Below are 19,438 nucleotides of genomic sequence, written 5' to 3'. Positions count from 1 at the left end.
CACTTCAGCACAGCAGGTCTTGCCCGTCCCCGGTTCGCGGGGGCGCGGCCGGCTGCACCCGGAAAACGGCACACGAGGCTTATCCAAGATGACAGGGATGTTATTGAAATTGACGGTGCTCGATCAGAATCTGTGCGCCGGGTGCGGCGCCTGCGCCCTGGTGTGCCCACAGCAGGTAATCGTTTTCGACCCGGACCGGGTGGTGCCGCTGCTGGAGGGCATCGGCGACAGTTGTGAAAGCTGCACCGAGTGCCTGGCGGTGTGCCCGGGGCTGCAGCCGGATACCGATCGCTCCGAACTGGAACTGTTCGGCCGTACCCGCCGCGCCGAAGAGCGCTGGCTGGGGATCAGCCGCCAGGCCATCGGTGCGCGTTCCACCGACCCGCAGATAGTCCGGCGCTCGGCCAGTGGCGGTACCGCCACCACCTTGCTGCTGACCGCCCGGGAGCACTTTGACGTGGACCTGACCCTGACCATGGGCCGTCATCCGGGGCAGGGCTGGCGCAGCGCGCCGCAACTGGGCAGCGCTGCAGCGGCGATCATCAACAATGCCCAGTCCACCTACCAGCTGGCGCCTTACCTCAATGCCCTGCGCGAATGCTACGAACAGCAGCCGGACGCGCGCATCGCCGTGGTGGGGCTGGCCTGCCACGTCCAGGCGATCCGCAAGCTGCAGCGCCGGGACACGGCCATCGGCCACTGGGCCCGCAGCCGGATCATTTGCGTGATCGAGACCGCCTGCTCCTCCAACACCCTGCCGGCCGGCACCCACAGCATCATCAGCGAGGTGCTGGGGCAAGACCCGCAGCAGGTGCGCGATATCAAGTACCGCGAAGGCGATTACCCCGGCCGGCTGCAAGTCACCTTGCTGGACAGCCAGACCTTTGGCATCGATTTCTGGGAGATCCTCGGCAAGCTCAAGGACAACAAGACCTTTCGCTGCCTCAGTTGCGGTGACTGGATGAGCGGGCTGGCCGACGTCAGCGTGTGTGACGGCGACCCCAACATCTTCGAAGCCAGCCTCAACGGTTCCGAAGAACAGAAACACGGCCGCGCGCTGATCCGCACCGAGATGGGCCAGGCCCTGGTGGACAGCGCCATCACCCATGGCCGGCTGGAAAGCTGGGGAGTCGACCTTGGGGGCTTCAACCTCGGCCTTGAACGCAAGAAGAACCGTCGGCGCTTCTATGAAACCCAGCCGCTGGTGTTGCCCGCGGGCCCCGGGGTGGGCGACCACTTCGAGGACGAAGCGCTGGTGGACGACGCCGAACTGATCAACCCCGCCAAATACAGGAGTAGCCCATGATCGATTACCCGGACCGGCCCATCGATTTCACCCTCGGCCGCCAACAGCAAGTCTGGGCCAACATCGACGGCTACCTGCCATCGGACAAGTCCATCAGCCATCGGATGATCCTGTTTGCCGCCCTGGCCCGGCATCCGGTGCGCCTGCGGGACCTGAACCGCGGCAAGGCGGTGACCCTGTTGCTCGATGCCCTGCAGCAACTGGGCCTTGAGGTGACGCCAGGGCAGACGCCCCAGACCCTGGAGATCAGCGGTGAGTTCGCCCAGGCGACCCACGAGCGGCGGGTCGACCTGGGGCCCTCCAGCGCGGCCGCACGGTTACTGATCGGGATGCTGGTGGGGCTCAATGTGCCGTGCATCGTCGATGGCGACGAAACCCTGCGCAACCGCCCCTTCGACTGGATCGTCGAGCCCCTGAACCAGATGGGCGCCCACCTGGAGTACCTGGGGCGTCCGGGCGCGCTGCCGATCCGTATCCACCAGGCTGCATTCCGCGGCGGCGCGGCGCAGATCCACATCGGCAGCGCCCAGGCCATCAGCACCTTGCTGTTTGCCGGGGTGGCGGCACGCAAGCCGATGTCGATCCGGTACCCGGTGGTGGCCCGGGATCACACCCAGCGCATCATCAACAGTTTTGGCGACCGGCTGCAGGACGAGCAGTTGCAGATTCACTACCAGCCACGGGACTGCGCGATTCCCGAGGAGATCAGCATCCCTCGCGACCCCTCGGCCATTGCCTATCCGGCGGCGTTGTTCCTGCTGTGCAACCGCCACCAGGAGCAGCAGCGCCTGAGCTTCGACAATGTGTGCCTGAACCCTACGCGCCTGGGCTTTTTCAACTGGCTGCTGGCCTGTGGTTTCAACCTGACCCTGGAGGTGGACAGCATTCGTCATGGCGAGCCGGTGGGCCGCCTGCTGCTGCGCGGGGGTGGCCAGCCCAGGGCTCACGACTTGCGCGACAAGCACCAGTTCCACGCAATGATCGACGAAGTGCCGCTGGCCCTGGCCATCAGCTGCGTGCTGCCCGGCAGTGCGACCTTCAGTGACCTCTACGAGCTGACCTTCAAGGAATCGGACCGGATCGCCGCCACCCGCAGCATGCTCAATGCCCTGGGCCTGGACTACCAGGTCGACGGCTACGACGTGCGGGTGGAAGGCGGGCAGGTGCCCAGTGTGCAGGGAGCGATCCCGACTTTCGGCGACCATCGCCTGTCGATGACCGCCCACGTCCTGCTGCTGGCTCACGGGCTGCAGGCCACCATCCTCGAAGGGCATTGCTACCAGACTTCATTTCCAGGGTTTGCCCAGTGCCTGGATCGCCTGACCGGACGGGAGGCCTGATGAGCAGCAGCCGATACACACTCACCGCCTGTGGCGCCGATGGCGTGATCACCGTGCATGAACCTCTGGCCGCTCTGGCGGCCACTGAAGTGCAGGTGGCGGTGGACTACTCCATGGTCAGCCCGGGCACCGAGCGTCATTACCTGCAGCAGGTACGCGAGACTGGCGAGCAACTGCCGCTGGGCTATTGCGCGGCCGGGGTGGTTAGCGCCGTAGGGCCCCAGGTGGAAGGCGTGCAGCCGGGGGACCGGGTGGTGGCCATGGGCTGGAAGATTGCCACCCATTCCAACTGGATCCAGGTGCCCCAGCGGCTGGTGTGCAAGGTACCGCCGCCACTGACCCAGGACCAGGCGATTCTTGCCACCCTGGGTGCCACTGCGGTGCATGCGGTGGACCGTGCGCAATTGCAGGCGGGGGAGCAGATCCTGGTGGTGGGCATGGGCCTGGTGGGCAAGATGCTGAGCCTGGTGGCGGCCTGTCATGGTGCGCGGATCTGGGTCGCGGACCTCAACCCCGCCGCCATCGACCCGGGCCTGCCGGTGCAGGTGCTCGACCTGCTGGCCGAGCCGGGGGCGATGGCCGGGCAGTTCACCCGGATCTTCCTGTGCATCGATGCTGATATCAGCGCCTTGTTCCCGCGGTTGCTGGCCTTGCTCAATCCGCAGGGCAACGGGGCTGGCCGCTCGCGGCTGGTGAATGTTGGGCGGGTCAGCCTGACCCTGGAGCTCTCGCCGCAAATGGGCAACATCGACATCATCAACGTGTCCCGCTGCGGTAACGGTTACCGCGACGATGCCTACCATCACGGGCGCAAGAGCGTGCAGTGCCCGGCAGGGGAGGCCACGGTGGAGCGCAACATCGCTCGCTGCCTCGACTACCTGGTGGCCGGCAAGGATTGGCTGGAGCACCTGCAGCGAGTCGAGATGGACCTGGGGCAGGCGTTGGCGCACTACAACGGCGCGGCGTTCTTCGCCCCTGGAATCAACCTGATCAAGCACAGGGAAGTGTGACGGCATGGCTCATCTATCTATTGCTTCGTGCCTGGACGACGTCTTCGCCCGGCATGCCACGGATACCGCGCTGAGCTGCAACGGCGCACGGCTCAGCTACCGGGAGCTGGAACAGCGTTCGGCACAGGTGGCGGCCCGCTTGCTGGGCTTGGGCCTGACGCCTGGCAGCACCCTGGGCCTGGAGGTGGAGCGCTCGATTGAACAACTGGTGCTGCTGGTGGGCATGGTGCGGGCCGGCCTGTCGTACTGCTATCTGGACCGCAACAACCCGCCCCAGTGGAACCAGTCGGTGTGTGAACGCAGTGGCGTGCGCTGGCGGGTCACGCCGGAGGTCGCCGGTGGCCCGGGGTATCTGGCGCTGGATGAATTGCTCGTGCCCACGGACGAGGCTGCGTGCTGGCCGCCGCTATGCGGCGCCGAGCCGGTGTACGTGAACTTTTCCAGCGGTACCACCGGCGCGCCGAAGATCATTCCCTGTACCCATCGCGGGGTGTTGGGGTTCTGCGACCGGCCGCGACATTTTCCGCTGCAGCCGGGCTTTCGCATGCTGTACGCCTCGAACCTGACCTTCGACGCCTCGCAGTTCGAGATCTGGACCGCGCTGCTCAATGGCGGCGAATTGCATATCCATGTTCCCGGCGCCCTGACCATGGAACACCTGCATCGTTACATCCACGAGGCCGGGGTCGACAGCCTGTGGCTGACCTCGACCCTGTTCAACACCTTCGTCGATATCGACCGCGGCTGGCTGCGGGGCGTCAAGCGGCTGATGGTCGGCGGTGAGGTCCTGTCCGCAGGGCATGTCCGCCAGGCCTATGCTGCCGCCGATGAGCTGGTTCTCTACAACGGTTATGGCCCCACGGAAAACACCATGGGTACCTGTGTCTATGCCATTCCCCGCAGCTTCGACAGCACCCGGGACATTCCCATCGGCCAGGCCGTGGACGATGCCACCCTGTTGCTGCTGCGCCCTGACGGGCAGCCGTGCGAGGTGGATGAACCCGGCGAGCTGCTGATCGCCGGGGGCGGCTTGTCCCCGGGGTATCTGGGGGATGCCGGGCTGACCCGGGAGCGCTTCATCGACCTGCCATGGCAGGGCCGGACGCTGCGTTGCTACCGCAGTGGCGACCTGGTTTCCCGGGATGGCCAGGGGCTCTATCACTTCCATGGCCGCAGCGATGACCAGATCAAGCTGCGTGGCCAGCGCCTGTCGCTGACCGAGGTCGCCGCCGCCTTCAAGCGTTACCCGGGAATGCTCGATTGTGTGGTGTTGCTGGATGACCAGGGAACCGAAGCGCAGTTGCTGCTGGTGTACCTCAAGGCGCCTGGGGTCGAGCCCCGGGTGCTGGCCGAATATGGCCGGCAAAGCCTGCCGCCGTTCATGGTGCCGTCGCGATTTGTCGAGGTTGAGCGCTTTGCCCTGCGCTCTTCCGGCAAGCTGGATATTGCTGAGCTCAAGCAGCGCCTGTGTCTCGGGCAGCCGGCCACTGAAACGGACGACTCGCCGGCAGGGCGTTTTCTCGCGCGTTTCGGCGTGTCGGCTCATGACCTGCAGCGCAGCTTCTTCGACAGCGGCGGCAACTCGCTGGCGGCGATCAAGCTGGTGGGCACGGTGAACCGTCACCTGGGCTGGGAAGGCCTGGGCCTGGAGCAGTTCTACCGCATGGCCACCCTGGGCCAGTTGCTGGACTGGCTACAGGCCCAACCCGGCCTGGCGTCCCTGCTGGAAAACGGTGCGCAGGAGTACTACGTGATCGAGTCGGAGCAGGAGTCCTTGCCCGCCGCCCATGCAGGGTTTTCGATCAATACTCACCTGGGGCGTTTTGCCGTGGTCCGCGCCACCTCCGCTAGCCACGCCCGGGAGGCGCTGCGCAGCGGTTCCGGGCGGTTGCCGGCTGCCGGCGACAGCCGCTGGGTCGGCTTGAACAAGAGCCAGTTGTCGATGGTGTATGCCGAACTGTTCAACAAGGATCTACGGGCCAACAACGTGCTCTACCTGTTCCGGCCCGAGCAGTTGCCGGCCGCCGGGCTGGACCTGCAGGCGTTGGCCCAGGGCTTGAAGCAGCGCTATCCACTGGCGGGCTGTCGGGTGGCGCGGGTCGAGGGCGAGTACTGTTTTGATCTGGCCCCCGAGCCGCCGGCGCGCCTGTGGCTGGAGCCTGTGGCGGAGTTTCCCAGCCAGCAGGCCTGCGTGGAGCATTTCCTTGAGCGGCCGCTGTCACTGTTCGAGCAGGACCTGTGCAGCCTGTTCAAGGTGCGCATCGACGGCACCTTGCACCTGGGGCTGTGGCTGCACCACATCCTTGGCAACCATGTCGGCCAGTTGAGCCTGCTGCGCAGCGTTGAACAGTTGGCGCTGGGCGTGCAGTCGCCGCCGGTGGCGGATTTTTCCTTTGTCGGCAATAACCTGATGCAGGCCGAGGAATATGAGCGTCTGGCAGATGCCGGCACCGAGGCCTGGGAGCAAGAGGCCGAGGAGTACGCGCCGCTGGCCGATGTCCCGGCGCCGGCGGCCACTGCCCTGGCGCTGCAGTTGCGGGCGGCACTGGCCATGGATCCGATGAAGCTGGCCTCGCCGCAGCGTCTGTTCCACCTGTTGCAGGCGTTTCGCCAGGGCTGTGCCGAGGGCTTGGGGATAGAGGCGCCGATCGTCAATCTATTGTTCGCCTGGGCTGAGCGTTCGGTGATCAGCGGATTCTCCAGTTACACGGTGCCCGTGCCCCTGGCTCCCGGGCGCTTCGCCGAAGGCTGCGAGCCACAGGCCTGCATGGATTACCTGAATGCCAAGCTGGCCCGGGCGGCCTTGGGTTGCGAGGAAATACTCGCGGCCCTGGGCCTGTACGGCTTTGCTCCGGCGTTCCTGTGCAATTTCGTCGAGCTGCCGGCCAGTGACGCCCGGTGGTTGCAAACGCGGATTGCCAACCCGGTTAGCGAGTGGCCCAAGACCCTGCTCGACCTGACGGTGGTCAAGTCGGCGCTGGGCTGCGAAGTGCTGCTCAACAGCTATCTGCCCGAGCCGCAGGCCAGGGCATTTCTCGAATCCTTTGTCGCGGCGGGGCAACGTCAATGAAACTGATCTGCTTTCCCGACTTCGTCGGCCATCCGATCTGTTTTTCCGCCCTGGGCCGGGCACTCAAGGGGCGGGTGTCGCTGGTGCAGGTCAACTACAGCGACTACTGGCCCTATTCCAGTGTCGAAGACCTGGCCCGGCAGATTGCCCAAGAGCATGAGCTGACGACCCTGGACGCGGTGCTCGGTTACTCCTTCGGCGCTTATGTGGCGGCCTGTTGCGTGGCCCGCAGCACGGCGCCCGCCAGGCCGCTGCTGTTGGTGGACCCGCCGCTGCTGGCCGAGCTTCGAGGGTTGGCCCCGGACGCCATTGCCCGGCGTTTGGCGGCCGATCCGCAGTATGCCTACGTCGATGACCTGGTGGACGCGCAGTTGGTCAATCGCGAGTGCGTGCACGGCAATATCCTGCTGCTGTCCCAATGGCAGGCGGTGCCGCTGAAGGGGCGCGCGGTGGATGTGCTGTTGTCCGCCGGGCGCAGTGCCGAGGGGCTGGCCCCGGGCCTGGGGCTCGATCCGGCCCAGGACAATCGCTACTGGCGGGACGAGCAGCGCCACCATGGCTCGGTGATCAATAGCCCCGATGTGCTCACCTGGCTGCTGGACCCTGGGGCCTTGCAGCGCATTGCTTGGTGATCGAAGCCGGCCCGTTCGGGGTGCCCTCAGTTCCAGCTAAGTTTTCCCTCGTAGCCTCTGCCTCGCGCCAATACACGCGCCGTTATGGAGAGGCACCCGATGAAGCCGCTGAGCAAGACCGATTGGCTGAACAAGGTTCCGGAGGTGACGCTGTCCTTCTGGATCATCAAGATCATGTCCACCACCGTGGGCGAAACCTGCGCCGACTACCTGGCCGTCGACGCCGGCCTGGGGCAGGGCGTGACCAGCATCGGCATGGCCCTGTTGCTGGGGCTGGCGCTGTTCGCGCAGTTCCGCAGCCGGGCCTACACACCGTGGATCTACTGGCTGAGCGTGGTCCTGGTGAGCATCGTCGGGACCCAGATCACCGATGTGCTCACCGATCAGTTGGGCATCAGCCTGTACCTCAGCACCGCAGTGTTTGCAGGCTTGCTGGCGGTCAATTTCGCTGTCTGGTACGCCGTTGAGCGCAATCTGTCGATCCGCCAGATCGTTACCCCGCGACGCGAGCTGTTCTACTGGGCCACCGTGCTCTGCACCTTCGCCCTGGGAACCGCCGCCGGGGACCTGGCCACCGAGGCGCTGGGGCTCGGCTTTACCCTGGGAGCGCTGATCTTTGCCGCACTGATTACCGTGACCCTGGTGGCCTGGCGCCTGGGGGGCAATGCGGTGCTGACCTTCTGGATCGCCTACATCCTCACTCGACCTTTTGGCGCCGCCCTCGGCGACCTGCTGACACAAGCCAAGACCTACGGTGGCCTGGGCCTGGGCGCCACCTGGACCAGCGCGATCTTCCTCTGCGTGATTCTTTTGCTGGTGACCGTCGCGCAGCTCAACGTCAACAACCGTCAGCGCCTTTCCCACTGATTATCCGACCCTCACTCAAGGACTCATCATGGCCTTTATCCGCTCTGCCATTCGCTACACCACGACTCTTTCCATGATTGCCCTGCTGGGGCTGGCCGCGGGGTGTTCCAAGCCTGCCGATGCGCCCAAGCCCGGCACTGCCGCTTCAGCCCAGGCTACCGCGGCCACGGCCTCCAGGCTGGGAGACCTGGCCGAGTTCCAGGCCATTGCCCGTGATGTGGCCGGCTTGGTGGACAAGCAGGACCTGGCGGGGGCGAAGCGCCGGATCAAGGATCTGGAAGTTGCCTGGGACTCCGCCGAAGCCGGCTTGAAGCCCCGTGCCGCCGGTGACTGGCATGTGTTGGACAAGGGCATCGACCGCGCACTGGACGCCCTGCGCGCCGGCACCCCGCAACAGGCCGAGTGCAAGTCGGCGATGGACGATCTGCTGGCAACGTTCAGTCGCTTGCAAGGCAAGGCCTGACCCTCATCTTTTCCAGCAGACCGGCAGGCGAGTGATTACCCTTGGGGGGACTCGACCCGGGCCCGGCCTTCCTCAAGCGCAGGCCGGGCCTGTTTCACTACGGAGGCACTATGCGGATCTTGCTGGTGGAGGACGACGCGATGATCGCCGAGGCGATACAGGGCGCCCTCAAGGATGCAGGCTACGCCGCCGACTGGGTCAGCGATGGGGTGACCGCCCTGGCTGCCCTGGACAGCCAGCATTACGACCAGGTGCTGCTCGACCTCGGCCTGCCCGGCAAGGACGGGTTGCAGGTGCTCGACAGTATTCGCCGCCGTAACAACCCGGTGCCGCTGTTGATCATTACCGCTCGTGACAGCCTCGATGACCGGCTGCGAGGCCTGGACGGCGGCGCAGACGACTACCTGCTCAAGCCCTTCGCCATGGCCGAGCTGCTGGCGCGAATGCGTGCGGTCATGCGTCGTAAAGGCGGTAGCGCGGCACCGCTGCTGGGCAATGGTGTGGTCTCGCTGGACCCGGTATCGAAACAGGCAAGCTCGTTCGAGCAGCCTGCGGTGCAGCTGTCGAACCGCGAATTCGCCTTGTTGCAGGCGCTGTTGATCCGCCCGGGGGCGATTCTTTCCCGTAGCGAGCTGGAAGACCGCATCTACGGCTGGGGCGAGGAGGTGGAAAGCAATGCGGTGGAGTTCCTGATCCATGCCTTGCGCCGCAAGTTGGGAAGCCAGGTGATCAAGAACGTCAGGGGGCTGGGATGGATGGTTTCAAAAGACGTCTGAGCGAGTCGGTCCAGCTCAGGCTGTCCATTGCCCTGTCAGTGGCGGTGCTGATCGTTGCGCTGCTGGCCGGAGTCTTTGCTTATGTCTCGGCCTTCGACGAGGCCCTGGAGATGCAGGACAACACCCTGCGCCAGGTGGCCGCGCTGTTCGAGCGCCAGCACATGACCCTGGCCTACCCGCCGCCGGGGCAGGTCGTCGCCGACGATAACGAGGAATCCAGGGTGGTCGTTCAATACCTGGCCGATGGCGCCAGGGCGGCGGCGGACAGTGATGCCGAAATCCCCCTGCCGCTGCCCACCACCCTGGCGGACGGTCTGTCGACCCTGACGGTGGGTGGCGAGCCGTTTCGGGTGCTGGTCAAGACCACCAGCGCCGGCCTGCGGATTGCCGTGGCCCAGGAAACCGGCGCTCGTGACAGGGATGCGCGGGAAAGCGCCTGGCGTGGACTGTTGCCCTTCCTGATCCTGTTTCCCGTGCTGTTGCTGGTGATTGCCGATCTGGTGCGCAAACTGTTTCGTCCCATCGAGCAGTTGGCGGCCGAGATCGATTTGCGTGACGAGCAGGAATTGCACCCGATCGACGAGCGCCATCTGCCGACCGAAGTGCGGCCTTTCGTGCGGGCCATCAATCGCCTGTTGCTGCGGGTGACTCAGTCCATGACGACGCAGCGGCGTTTCGTGGCGGATGCCGCCCATGAATTGCGCTCGCCGCTGACGGCCTTGTCCCTGCAGGCCGAGCGCCTGGCATCGGTGGAGATGCCCAGCCTGGCTCGGGAGCGCCTGCAACTGTTGCGCCGGGGGATCGAGCGCGGCAGGAAGCTGATCGATCAATTGCTCGGGCTGGCGTCTGCACAATCGGCCATCAATGGCCGGGTTGAGACGGTCTCGGTGCACGGGGTGTACCGCCGGGTGCTGGAGGACCTGCTGCCCCTGGCGGAGGACAAGGCGATCGACATCGGCCTGGAAGGTGGGCCGGACAGGCAGGTGCTGATCAGCCAGGAGGACCTGCTGACCCTGGTGAAGAACCTGGTGGACAACGCCATCCGCTATACCCCGCAAGGTGGGCGGGTAGACCTGTCAGTGGCCCAGGTGCAGGACGAGATCCTGCTGCAGTTCAGCGACTCGGGGCCGGGTATTGCCGTGGCTGAGCGCGAGCGCGTGTTCGACCCTTTCCATCGCGGGCTGGGCAGCGATGAAGTGGGCTCCGGGTTGGGGCTCGCCATCGTCAAGGCCATTGCCGATCGGCATGCCGGCCGGGTCTGGCTGGATTACTCCGACCAACGGGCCAAACGCGGGTTGTGTGTGACGGTGGCTTTTGCCCAGGTGCAGGTGCCGCCGGCAGGGTAGGGCGCGGCTGTTGGGCAGAATAGGCTTTTGAATACCCTGGATATTCTGTAGCCTTGCGCGGCTCCAATGTTGTCCGTACCTGATGAACTCACTCTCCCGGCGGGGCCTTAAGCGGTCCGGAGCCGGTGGTATACTCGACTTTCGCGCCTCAAGCGCCTGCAGGTCTTGCGAACATGACGCAAATTTCTGAACGCCTTCTGGTTCAAGCCCACCTCGACGCCAAGCAGCCCAAACCCTTGAGCGCTGCGCAAGAGGCCCATCTGCGTGCCGCCATCGCTGCCGAGCTCAAGGCTCAGGATGCGGTGCTGGTTGCACACTTCTACTGTGATCCGGTGATTCAGGCCCTGGCCGAAGAAACCGGTGGCTGCGTGTCCGACTCCCTGGAAATGGCCCGCTTCGGCAATGCCCATCCGGCCAAGACCGTGCTGGTTGCCGGGGTCCGCTTCATGGGTGAGACGGCGAAGATTCTCAACCCTGAAAAACGGGTGTTGATGCCGACCCTAGAAGCCACCTGCTCCCTTGACCTTGGCTGCCCGGTGGAGGAGTTCTCGGCCTTCTGCGATCAGCATCCCGAGCGCACCGTGGTGGTCTATGCCAACACGTCGGCGGCGGTCAAAGCCCGTGCCGACTGGGTGGTGACGTCCAGTTGCGCCCTGGAAATCGTCGAAAGCCTGATGGATAACGGCGAGAAGATCATCTGGGGCCCCGACAAGCACCTGGGCACCTACATCCAGCGCCAGACCGGTGCCGACATGCTGCTCTGGGACGGTGCCTGCATCGTTCACGAGGAGTTCAAGTCCAAGCAGCTGGAAGACATGAAGGTGCTGTATCCGGATGCGGCCATTCTGGTGCACCCGGAGTCCCCCAGCTCGGTGATCGAACTGGCCGATGCGGTGGGCTCCACCAGTCAGCTGATTGCTGCCGCGCAGCGCCTGCCGAACAAGACCTTCATCGTCGCCACCGACCGCGGCATCTTCTACAAGATGCAGCAGCTGTGCCCGGACAAGGTGTTCATCGAGGCGCCGACGGCCGGCAATGGTGCGGCGTGCCGCAGTTGTGCCCATTGCCCGTGGATGGCCATGAATACCCTGGAGCGTACCCTGCAGTGCCTGAAGGATGGCAGCAACGAGATCAGCGTCGACCCGGCGCTGATCCCCAATGCGCTCCGCCCTCTGAAGCGCATGCTGGATTTCACCCAGGCCGCGCGGATGAAACTGGCGGGCAACGCCTGATCGGTTCTTCTGCTCGCTTAAAAAAAACGCCCCGATCTGTCGGGGCGTTTTTGTAGGCGGCGGGCTTACTTCTTCTGCTTGGGAATGCGCACCAGTTGGCTGTTGGAGTAGATGTCGTGCCAACTGCGTTTCTGCTTGTCCACCAGCACCCAGAAGAAGCCCAGGCCGGCACACAGCCAGGACGCGATCGACACCATGAAGCGCAACAGCGCCTGCCACAGGCTGATACGGCTGCCGTCGGCGTTCTGCACCCGGATACCCCAGACCTGCATGCCCAGGGTCTGGCCGGAATGGGTCCAGAACTTGGCGAAGAAACCGAACAGTACGAACAGCAGCACCGTGGAGTACAACGGGTCACCGTCCAGGGCGCCGGATTCGGTCAGGGTACGCATCCGCGCCTCGCCGATGATCTGCATCTGGATCAGCTTGTAGATGCCACCCGTGACAATCAGCAGGGCGACGCAGAGTAGAAAATCATAGAACATCGCTGCCAGGCGACGACCCAGGCCGGCGGCGGGGAACTCGCCTTGGGGGCTTAGCAGATGTTTCGACATGACAGGCTCTCGACTGAAAAAAGAAGCCATTTTACGGAATTGCGCGCACAAAAAAGCCCCTGATGTCAGCATCAGGGGCTTTTTCGTTACAGACGATTAAGCTTCTGCTTGTACTTCGTCAGCCTGCATGCCTTTCTGGCCTTGCACAGCGATGAAGGTCACTTTTTGGCCTTCTTTCAGGCTCTTGAAGCCGTTGCCCTGAATGGCGCGGAAGTGTACGAACAGATCCGGACCGCTTTCTGGAGTGATAAAACCAAAACCTTTCTCGTCGTTAAACCACTTGACGGTACCGCTCTGACGTTGGGACATTTCTTATTTCCTTTGACGCTAAAAAATTAATGACAGTCTCTTTCTCATGAAAGAGTACTGGGCTGGGTTGCAGGAAAGTAAGAGACGTCGAACGGGTTGTAGCAAACTTGTTAGCTACTGCCCAGGTCACGATTCCAAGCGACCCATGCAAACACAGTGGGGAAACTCTACGCCAACTATGGGAGAAAAAACAAGCCCCGCGAAGCCCCGGTTTTACTCAGCTTGCCGAGGTTTGGCGGAACTAGCGTACGGGGCTTATTCGATAGAGTTGTTCAATTGTTTTCGGGCGTTATAAGTGAAGTTCAGTATCGAAAATATGCACTGTTTTATGGCGGTTGCGTTACAGATTAGTGCACTTTTAACGCAACCGCGTTACTTATAGAAACAGTCCCTCAGCCGCGGTAGTAGCGTTGTGGCACGAATGGCATTTTGCTTACAAGCATTGGCACCTTTTTCCCACGAACTATTGCTGCAACTGGCGTATCGAGTGCGCAGTGCTCTATGTCGAGGTAGCCCATGGCCAAGGGGCCGCCCAGGGTCGGGCCAAAACCGCCGCTGCACACGCTGCCGATAACCTTGCCTTCGGCGTCGACGATCTCTGCACCTTCACGTACCGGTGTGCGTTCCTGGGGCAGCAGGCCGACGCGTTTGCGGCTGACACCGCCTTGCTGTTGGGCAAAGATCACCTCGGCACCGGGGAAGCCGCCGGCGCGGGCGCCATCGGCACGACGTGCCTTGGAGATGGCCCACAGCAGGCTGGCCTGGATCGGCGTGGTGTCGCTGTTCATGTCATGGCCATAGAGGCACAGGCCGGCTTCCAGGCGCAGGGAGTCGCGGGCGCCAAGGCCGATGGCCGCTACTTCCGGCTCGGCCAGCAGGGCACGGGCGAGTTTTTCCGCCTGGGCCGCCGGCACCGAGATTTCGAAACCGTCTTCGCCGGTGTAGCCCGAACGGCTGACAAAGCAGTCCACGCCCAGCAGGGTCACCGGCTTGAACTGCATGAAGGTCATCTGCGCCACCTCCGGCGCCAGGCGCGCCAGCACCGTGACCGCAGCCGGGCCTTGCAGGGCCAGCAGGGCCCGTTCCTCGAACAGCGGTTGAATGTCGCATTGCTCGCCCAGGTGGCGGCGCAGGTGGGCCAGGTCCTGGTCCTTGCAGGCGGCGTTGACCACCAGGAACAGCTGTTCGTCCCCCAGGTTGGCCACCATCAGGTCATCAAGGATGCCGCCCTGTTCGTTGGTGAACATGGCGTAGCGCTGCATGCCCACCGGCAAGTCGATGATATCCACCGGCACCAGGGTCTCCAGGGCCTGGGCGGCATTGGCGCCGCGCAGCAGGATCTGCCCCATGTGGGACACATCGAACAGCCCGGCCTGTTCACGGGTGTGCTGGTGCTCCTTCATCACTCCCAGCGGGTACTGCACCGGCATGTCGTAGCCGGCGAACGGCACCATGCGGGCGCCGAGTTCCAGGTGCAGGCTGTGCAGCGGGGTTTTCAACAGTGTTTCGGTGGACATGGGCAACTCCTGAAAAAAAACGTGCGGATACAGGCTGCGTATCAGCACTCGATAATGTTCACGGCCAGACCGCCACGGGCGGTTTCCTTGTATTTGCTTTTCATGTCGGCGCCGGTCTGGCGCATGGTGCGGATGACCTTGTCGAGGGAGACGAAGTGCTGCCCGTCGCCGCGCAGGGCCATGCGCACCGCATTGATGGCCTTGACCGAGCCCATGGCGTTGCGCTCGATGCAGGGCACCTGCACCAACCCGCCAATGGGGTCACAGGTCAGCCCGAGGTTGTGTTCCATGCCGATTTCCGCGGCGTTCTCCACTTGCTGCACGCTGCCGCCGAGGACCTCGCACAAGGCCCCGGCCGCCATCGAGCAGGCCACGCCCACTTCACCCTGGCAGCCGACTTCGGCGCCGGAGATCGAGGCGTTTTCCTTGTAGAGGATGCCGATGGCTGCGGCGGTGAGGAGAAAACGCACCACCCCGTCTTCGTTGGCCCCGGGAATGAAGCGCATGTAGTAGTGCAGCACCGCCGGAATGATTCCGGCCGCACCATTGGTGGGGGCGGTGACCACCCGTCCGCCGTTGGCGTTTTCTTCATTCACCGCCAGGGCATAGAGGTTGACCCAGTCCAGCACCGACAAGGCATCGCGCAGCGCCGCTTCCGGGTGCTTGCACAACTGGCGGTGCAGGGCCGCGGCACGGCGCTTGACCTTGAGCCCGCCGGGCAGGATGCCTTCGTTGCGGCAGCCGGCATCCACGCAGTCCTGCATCACCTGCCAGATCTTCAGCAGGCCGGCGCGGGTTTCAGCTTCCGGGCGCCAGGCACTTTCATTGGTCAGCATCACCTGGCTGATGGACAGGCCATAGGTAGCGCAATGTTGCAGCAGTTCCTTGGCATTGCGGAAAGGGAAGGTCAGGCGGGTGGTGTCTTCAACGATGCGATCGGCCCCGGCGGCATCTTCATCCACGACGAAACCACCGCCCACGGAGTAGTACTCGCGGCTGCGGATCTGCAAACCGGCGCTGTCGAAGGCACGAAAGATCATGCCATTGGGGTGATAGGCCAGGGGCTTGCGGATCATGGCCAGGTGTTCTTTCTCGTTGAACGCAATGCTGTGTTCGCCGAGCAGGTTGAGGCGCGCGCTGCTGCGTATTTCCTGCAGGCGCGCGGCGATGTTTTCGGTATTCACGGTGTCCGGGTGCTCGCCTTCCAGGCCCAGCAGCACCGCCTTGTCGCTGCCGTGGCCTTTACCGGTAGCGCCCAGCGAGCCGTACAGCTCGACCTTGACGCAGGTGGTGGCCTTCAGCAGGTCTTCACGGCGCAGGCCTTCGACAAAGCGCGCGGCGGCGCGCATCGGGCCGACGGTGTGGGAGCTGGAGGGGCCGATGCCAATCTTGAACAGGTCGAACACGCTCAGGGACATGTTGGTTCTCCGGTTTCTTATTGTGATGCTCGGCACGCAGGCACTTGTAGGCGCGGGCTTGCCCGCGATCCAGGCGCGCTGTTCGACCCGATTGATGGGGCTCGCTCATCGCCGGCGAGCCGGCTCCTACAGGTATACGCGGTATCTGCAGGGGCACGGCTCTCCAGTGATGGACGGCTTACGCGTCCTGGTAGCTCTCGATCGAAGGGCAGGCGCACACCAGATTGCGGTCGCCGAACACGTTGTCGACCCGGCCAACCGGCGGCCAGTACTTGCCTTCCACCAGGGATGCCACTGGGTACACCGCCTGTTCACGGCTGTATGGATGGGACCACTCGCCCACCAGTTCGGCCGCGGTGTGCGGAGCGTTCTTCAGCGGGTTGTCGTCCTTGTCCAGGGCGCCGTTTTCCACTGCGCGGATTTCTTCGCGGATGCGGATCATGGCGTCGCAGAAGCGGTCCAGTTCTTCCTTGGATTCGCTTTCGGTGGGCTCGATCATCAGGGTGCCGGCCACCGGGAACGACATGGTCGGCGCGTGGAAGCCAAAATCGATCAGGCGCTTGGCCACGTCATCGACGCTGATGCCGCTGCTGTCTTTCAGCGGACGCAGGTCGAGGATGCATTCGTGGGCCACCAGGCCGTTGCTGCCGGTGTAGAGCACCGGGTAGTGCTCTTCCAGGCGGCGCGAGATGTAGTTGGCATTGAGGATCGCCAACTGCGAGGCGCGCTTGAGGCCGGCGCCGCCCATCATGCTGATATACATCCAGGTGATCGGCAGGATGCTGGCGCTGCCGAACGGAGCGGCACAGACCGCGCCTTTCTTGTTTTCCAGCGCGGCATGGCCGGGCAGGAAGGGCGCCAGGTGCGACTTGACGCCGATCGGGCCAACACCCGGGCCGCCACCGCCATGGGGAATGCAGAAGGTCTTGTGCAGGTTCAGGTGGGACACGTCGCCACCGAACTTGCCCGGGGCGCAGAGGCCGACCATGGCGTTCATGTTGGCGCCGTCGATGTACACCTGGCCGCCGTTGTCGTGAATGATGCCGCAGATTTCGCGGATGCCTTCTTCGAACACGCCGTGGGTGGACGGGTAGGTGATCATCAGCGCGGCGAGGTGCTCGCGGTGCTCGATGGCCTTGGCCCGCAGGTCCTCGATGTCGACGTTGCCGCGGGCGTCGCAGGCGGTGACCACCACGCGCATGCCGGCCATGTTGGCGGTGGCCGGGTTGGTGCCGTGGGCCGAGGAGGGAATCAGGCAGATATCGCGGCGCTCGTCGCCACGGCTCTGGTGATAGGCACGAATGGCCAGCAGGCCGGCGTACTCGCCCTGGGAGCCGGCGTTGGGCTGCAGCGACACCGCGTCGTAGCCGGTGGCAGCGCAGAGCATCGCTTCAAGTTCGGTGGTCAGTTGCTGGTAGCCGGCGCTTTGCTCGGCGGGAGCGAAGGGGTGCAGTGCGCCGAACTCGGCCCAGGTGATGGGGATCATCTCGCTGGCGGCGTTGAGCTTCATGGTGCAGGAGCCCAGCGGGATCATGGTGCGATCCAGGGCCAGGTCCTTGTCCGCCAGCTTGCGCAGGTAGCGCATCAGCTCGGTTTCCGAGTGATAGCGGTTGAATACCGGGTGGCTGAGGATCGCCGACTGGCGTGCCAGGGCAGCGGGGATGGCGCTGGTGACCGCCGCCGCGAGTGCCGCGAAGTCCGGCGCGGGCTTGCCGTCGGCCAGCAGGCTCCACAGGGTTTCAACGTCGGCTTGAGTGGTGGTTTCGTCCAGGGACAGACCGAGGCGCTCGGCGTCTATCACCCGCAGGTTGATGCCCTGGGCGCGTGCCTTGTCGTGCAGCGCGGCGGTGTTGGCACCAGTGCGCAGGCTCAGGGTGTCGAAGAAGCTTTCCTGCTCCACGGTCAAGCCCAGCTGGACCAGGCCCTTGGCCAGGATCGCGGTCAGCTGGTGGATGCGCTGGGCGATCTGGGTCAGGCCCTTGGGACCGTGGTACACGGCATACATGCTGGCGATGTTGGCCAACAGGACCTGGGCGGTGCAGATGTTGCTGGTGGCCTTCTCGCGGCGGATATGCTGCTCGCGGGTCTGCATGGCCAGGCGCAGGGCCGGCTTGCCGAAACGGTCCACCGAGACGCCCACCAGGCGGCCGGGCATGTCGCGCTTGAAGGCATCGCGGGTGGCGAAGTAGGCCGCATGCGGGCCACCAAAGCCCAGGGGCACACCGAAGCGCTGGGCACTGCCGATGGCCACGTCGGCGCCGAATTCCCCGGGCGGGGTCAGCAGGGTCAGGGCCAGCAGGTCGGCGGCCACGGCCACCAGGGCGTTGGCAGCGTGGAAACGCTCGGTCAGCTCGCGGTAGTCGAACAGGTCACCGTTGCTTGCCGGGTATTGCAGCAGGGTGCCGAAGAACGGGCTGACGTCGGTCAGCTTGCGCTCATCGCCCACCACCACGTTGATCCCCAGGGGCTCGGCACGGGTGCGCAGCACATCGAGGGTCTGTGGGTGGCAATGCTGCGAGGCGAAGAAGGCGTGGCTGCCCTTGTTCTTGCTCAGGCGCTTGCAGAAGGTCATGGCTTCGGCGGCGGCGGTGCCTTCGTCCAGCAGCGAGGCGTTGGCGATCGGCAGGCCGCTCAGGTCGCTGATCAGGGTCTGGAAATTCAACAGGGCTTCCAGGCGACCCTGGGAGATTTCCGGCTGGTACGGGGTGTAGGCGGTGTACCAGGCGGGGTTTTCCAGGAGGTTGCGCAGGATCGGCGACGGCGTATGGCAGTTGTAGTAGCCCTGGCCGATATAGGTCTTGAACAGCTGGTTCCTGGCGGCGATGGCCTTGATCGAGGCCAGGGCCTGGGCTTCGCTCAGGCCCTGGCCCAGCTCCAGTACGCTGGTGCCCTTGATGCTCTCGGGAATCACGCTGGCGCTCAGGGCTTCCAGGGAGTCGAAGCCGAGGCTATTGAGCATGGTTTGCTCATCGCCCTGGCGCGGGCCGATGTGGCGCGCGATGAATTCGTTGGCGGTGCTCAGGTTGACGGTCATGGCGGCTCCTCAGGCTTCGGCGCTGGCTTTGATCAGGCGGTCGTAGGCGTCCTGGTCCAGCAATTGGCCAACGGCAGCGGCATCGGCAGGGATGAAGCGGAAGAACCAGCCTTCGCCCAGCGGGTCTTCGTTGACCAGTTCCGGGCTGTCTTCCAGGGCCGGGTTGGTGGCGACCACTTCACCGTCCAGGGGCATGTACACGCCGCTGGCGGCTTTCACCGATTCCACGGTGGCGGCTTCGGCGCCCTTGTCGTAGCCCTGCAGCTCCGGCAGTTGCACAAACACCACATCACCCAGGGCGTTCTGGGCGAAAGCCGTAATGCCGACGGTGACACTGCCATCCGCTTCGGTACGCAGCCATTCGTGATCTTCAGTAAAACGCAACTCGCTCATGGAAACTCCTCAGGGGCCAGACTCGTCTGGTGGACGCGATTGAATGCTCGGACAGCGCCGAGCCGAATGGCAATGTCCATAGCAAGAACACGGCCAATATTTATTTGGCCGTTGTAAATCAAGGGGTTGAGTGTTTTTTGTAGAGAATGGAATTTCACGGCCGTAGCGAAA

At 64.3% G+C, this 19,438-nt stretch carries 16 protein-coding genes; 10 read left to right on the top strand and 6 right to left on the bottom strand.

What is annotated here, in order from left to right; translation table 11 throughout:
- The first annotated feature begins 97 nt into the window (after positions 1-97).
- The 10 genes from KI242_RS24270 (at position 98) to nadA (ending at position 12,042) form a co-directional block, all read left to right on the top strand.
- Positions 98-1,306 carry a Coenzyme F420 hydrogenase/dehydrogenase, beta subunit C-terminal domain gene (locus KI242_RS24270; RefSeq protein ID WP_011062905.1) on the top strand — a complete coding sequence of 403 codons (1,209 nt, stop codon included), beginning with the start codon at positions 98-100 and terminating at the stop codon, positions 1,304-1,306.
- A complete protein-coding gene (locus tag KI242_RS24265) occupies positions 1,303-2,646 on the top strand; it encodes a 3-phosphoshikimate 1-carboxyvinyltransferase AroA (protein ID WP_015636761.1) in 1,344 nt (447 codons plus the stop codon). The genes KI242_RS24270 and KI242_RS24265 overlap by 4 nt, the downstream gene beginning before the upstream one ends.
- Positions 2,646-3,656: a zinc-binding alcohol dehydrogenase gene (locus tag KI242_RS24260; RefSeq protein ID WP_152686392.1), complete on the top strand. Its 1,011-nt coding sequence runs from the start codon at positions 2,646-2,648 to the stop codon at positions 3,654-3,656. Before KI242_RS24265 ends, KI242_RS24260 begins: the two co-directional genes overlap by 1 nt.
- Positions 3,657-3,660: 4 nt before the next feature.
- The gene (locus KI242_RS24255) at positions 3,661-6,726 is read left to right on the top strand and encodes a non-ribosomal peptide synthetase (protein WP_174395641.1); all 3,066 of its coding nucleotides are present in this window, start codon (positions 3,661-3,663) and stop codon (positions 6,724-6,726) included.
- Positions 6,723-7,358 (top strand): thioesterase domain-containing protein, encoded by a 636-nt coding sequence (locus KI242_RS24250; RefSeq protein WP_015636758.1) that lies wholly within the window; start codon positions 6,723-6,725, stop codon positions 7,356-7,358. The genes KI242_RS24255 and KI242_RS24250 overlap by 4 nt, the downstream gene beginning before the upstream one ends.
- Positions 7,359-7,457: 99 nt before the next feature.
- Positions 7,458-8,225 carry a hypothetical protein gene (locus tag KI242_RS24245; RefSeq protein WP_103289389.1) on the top strand — a complete coding sequence of 256 codons (768 nt, stop codon included), beginning with the start codon at positions 7,458-7,460 and terminating at the stop codon, positions 8,223-8,225.
- A gap of 28 nt (positions 8,226-8,253) precedes the next feature.
- On the top strand, positions 8,254-8,688 hold the full coding sequence (locus KI242_RS24240) for a hypothetical protein (protein WP_041119609.1): 435 nt from the start codon (positions 8,254-8,256) through the stop codon (positions 8,686-8,688).
- A 110-nt stretch (positions 8,689-8,798) separates the two neighbouring features.
- Positions 8,799-9,464 (top strand): response regulator, encoded by a 666-nt coding sequence (locus tag KI242_RS24235; RefSeq protein WP_077934671.1) that lies wholly within the window; start codon positions 8,799-8,801, stop codon positions 9,462-9,464.
- The gene (locus KI242_RS24230) at positions 9,440-10,810 is read left to right on the top strand and encodes an ATP-binding protein (RefSeq protein ID WP_077934670.1); all 1,371 of its coding nucleotides are present in this window, start codon (positions 9,440-9,442) and stop codon (positions 10,808-10,810) included. The genes KI242_RS24235 and KI242_RS24230 overlap by 25 nt, the downstream gene beginning before the upstream one ends.
- Before the next feature lie 173 nt (positions 10,811-10,983).
- Positions 10,984-12,042 (top strand): quinolinate synthase NadA, encoded by a 1,059-nt coding sequence (gene nadA / locus KI242_RS24225; protein ID WP_077934669.1) that lies wholly within the window; start codon positions 10,984-10,986, stop codon positions 12,040-12,042.
- Positions 12,043-12,107: 65 nt separating this feature from the next.
- On the opposite strand, the gene KI242_RS24220 is transcribed toward nadA, so the two are convergent.
- The 6 genes from KI242_RS24220 to gcvH form a co-directional block, all read right to left on the bottom strand.
- Positions 12,108-12,596: an RDD family protein gene (locus tag KI242_RS24220; protein ID WP_077934668.1), complete on the bottom strand. Its 489-nt coding sequence runs from the start codon at positions 12,594-12,596 to the stop codon at positions 12,108-12,110.
- Positions 12,597-12,692: 96 nt separating this feature from the next.
- The gene (locus KI242_RS24215) at positions 12,693-12,905 is read right to left on the bottom strand and encodes a cold-shock protein (protein ID WP_007977299.1); all 213 of its coding nucleotides are present in this window, start codon (positions 12,903-12,905) and stop codon (positions 12,693-12,695) included.
- Between the two features lie 392 nt (positions 12,906-13,297).
- A complete protein-coding gene (gcvT, locus tag KI242_RS24210; RefSeq protein ID WP_019094558.1) occupies positions 13,298-14,422 on the bottom strand; it encodes a glycine cleavage system aminomethyltransferase GcvT in 1,125 nt (374 codons plus the stop codon).
- A 41-nt stretch (positions 14,423-14,463) separates the two neighbouring features.
- On the bottom strand, positions 14,464-15,840 hold the full coding sequence (locus KI242_RS24205; protein WP_065365373.1) for an L-serine ammonia-lyase: 1,377 nt from the start codon (positions 15,838-15,840) through the stop codon (positions 14,464-14,466).
- Between the two features lie 178 nt (positions 15,841-16,018).
- On the bottom strand, positions 16,019-18,874 hold the full coding sequence (gene gcvP / locus KI242_RS24200; RefSeq protein ID WP_015636751.1) for an aminomethyl-transferring glycine dehydrogenase: 2,856 nt from the start codon (positions 18,872-18,874) through the stop codon (positions 16,019-16,021).
- 9 nt (positions 18,875-18,883) lie between these two features.
- Complete coding sequence (gene gcvH, locus KI242_RS24195) at positions 18,884-19,267, bottom strand: glycine cleavage system protein GcvH (protein ID WP_011062894.1); 384 nt, start codon at positions 19,265-19,267, stop codon at positions 18,884-18,886.
- Positions 19,268-19,438 lie beyond the last annotated feature (171 nt).

The sequence above is a fragment of the Pseudomonas sp. Eqa60 genome, from assembly GCF_018326405.1.
Lineage (GTDB): Bacteria > Pseudomonadota > Gammaproteobacteria > Pseudomonadales > Pseudomonadaceae > Aquipseudomonas > Aquipseudomonas protegens.
This window is presented reverse-complemented; position numbering and strand designations above follow the sequence as displayed.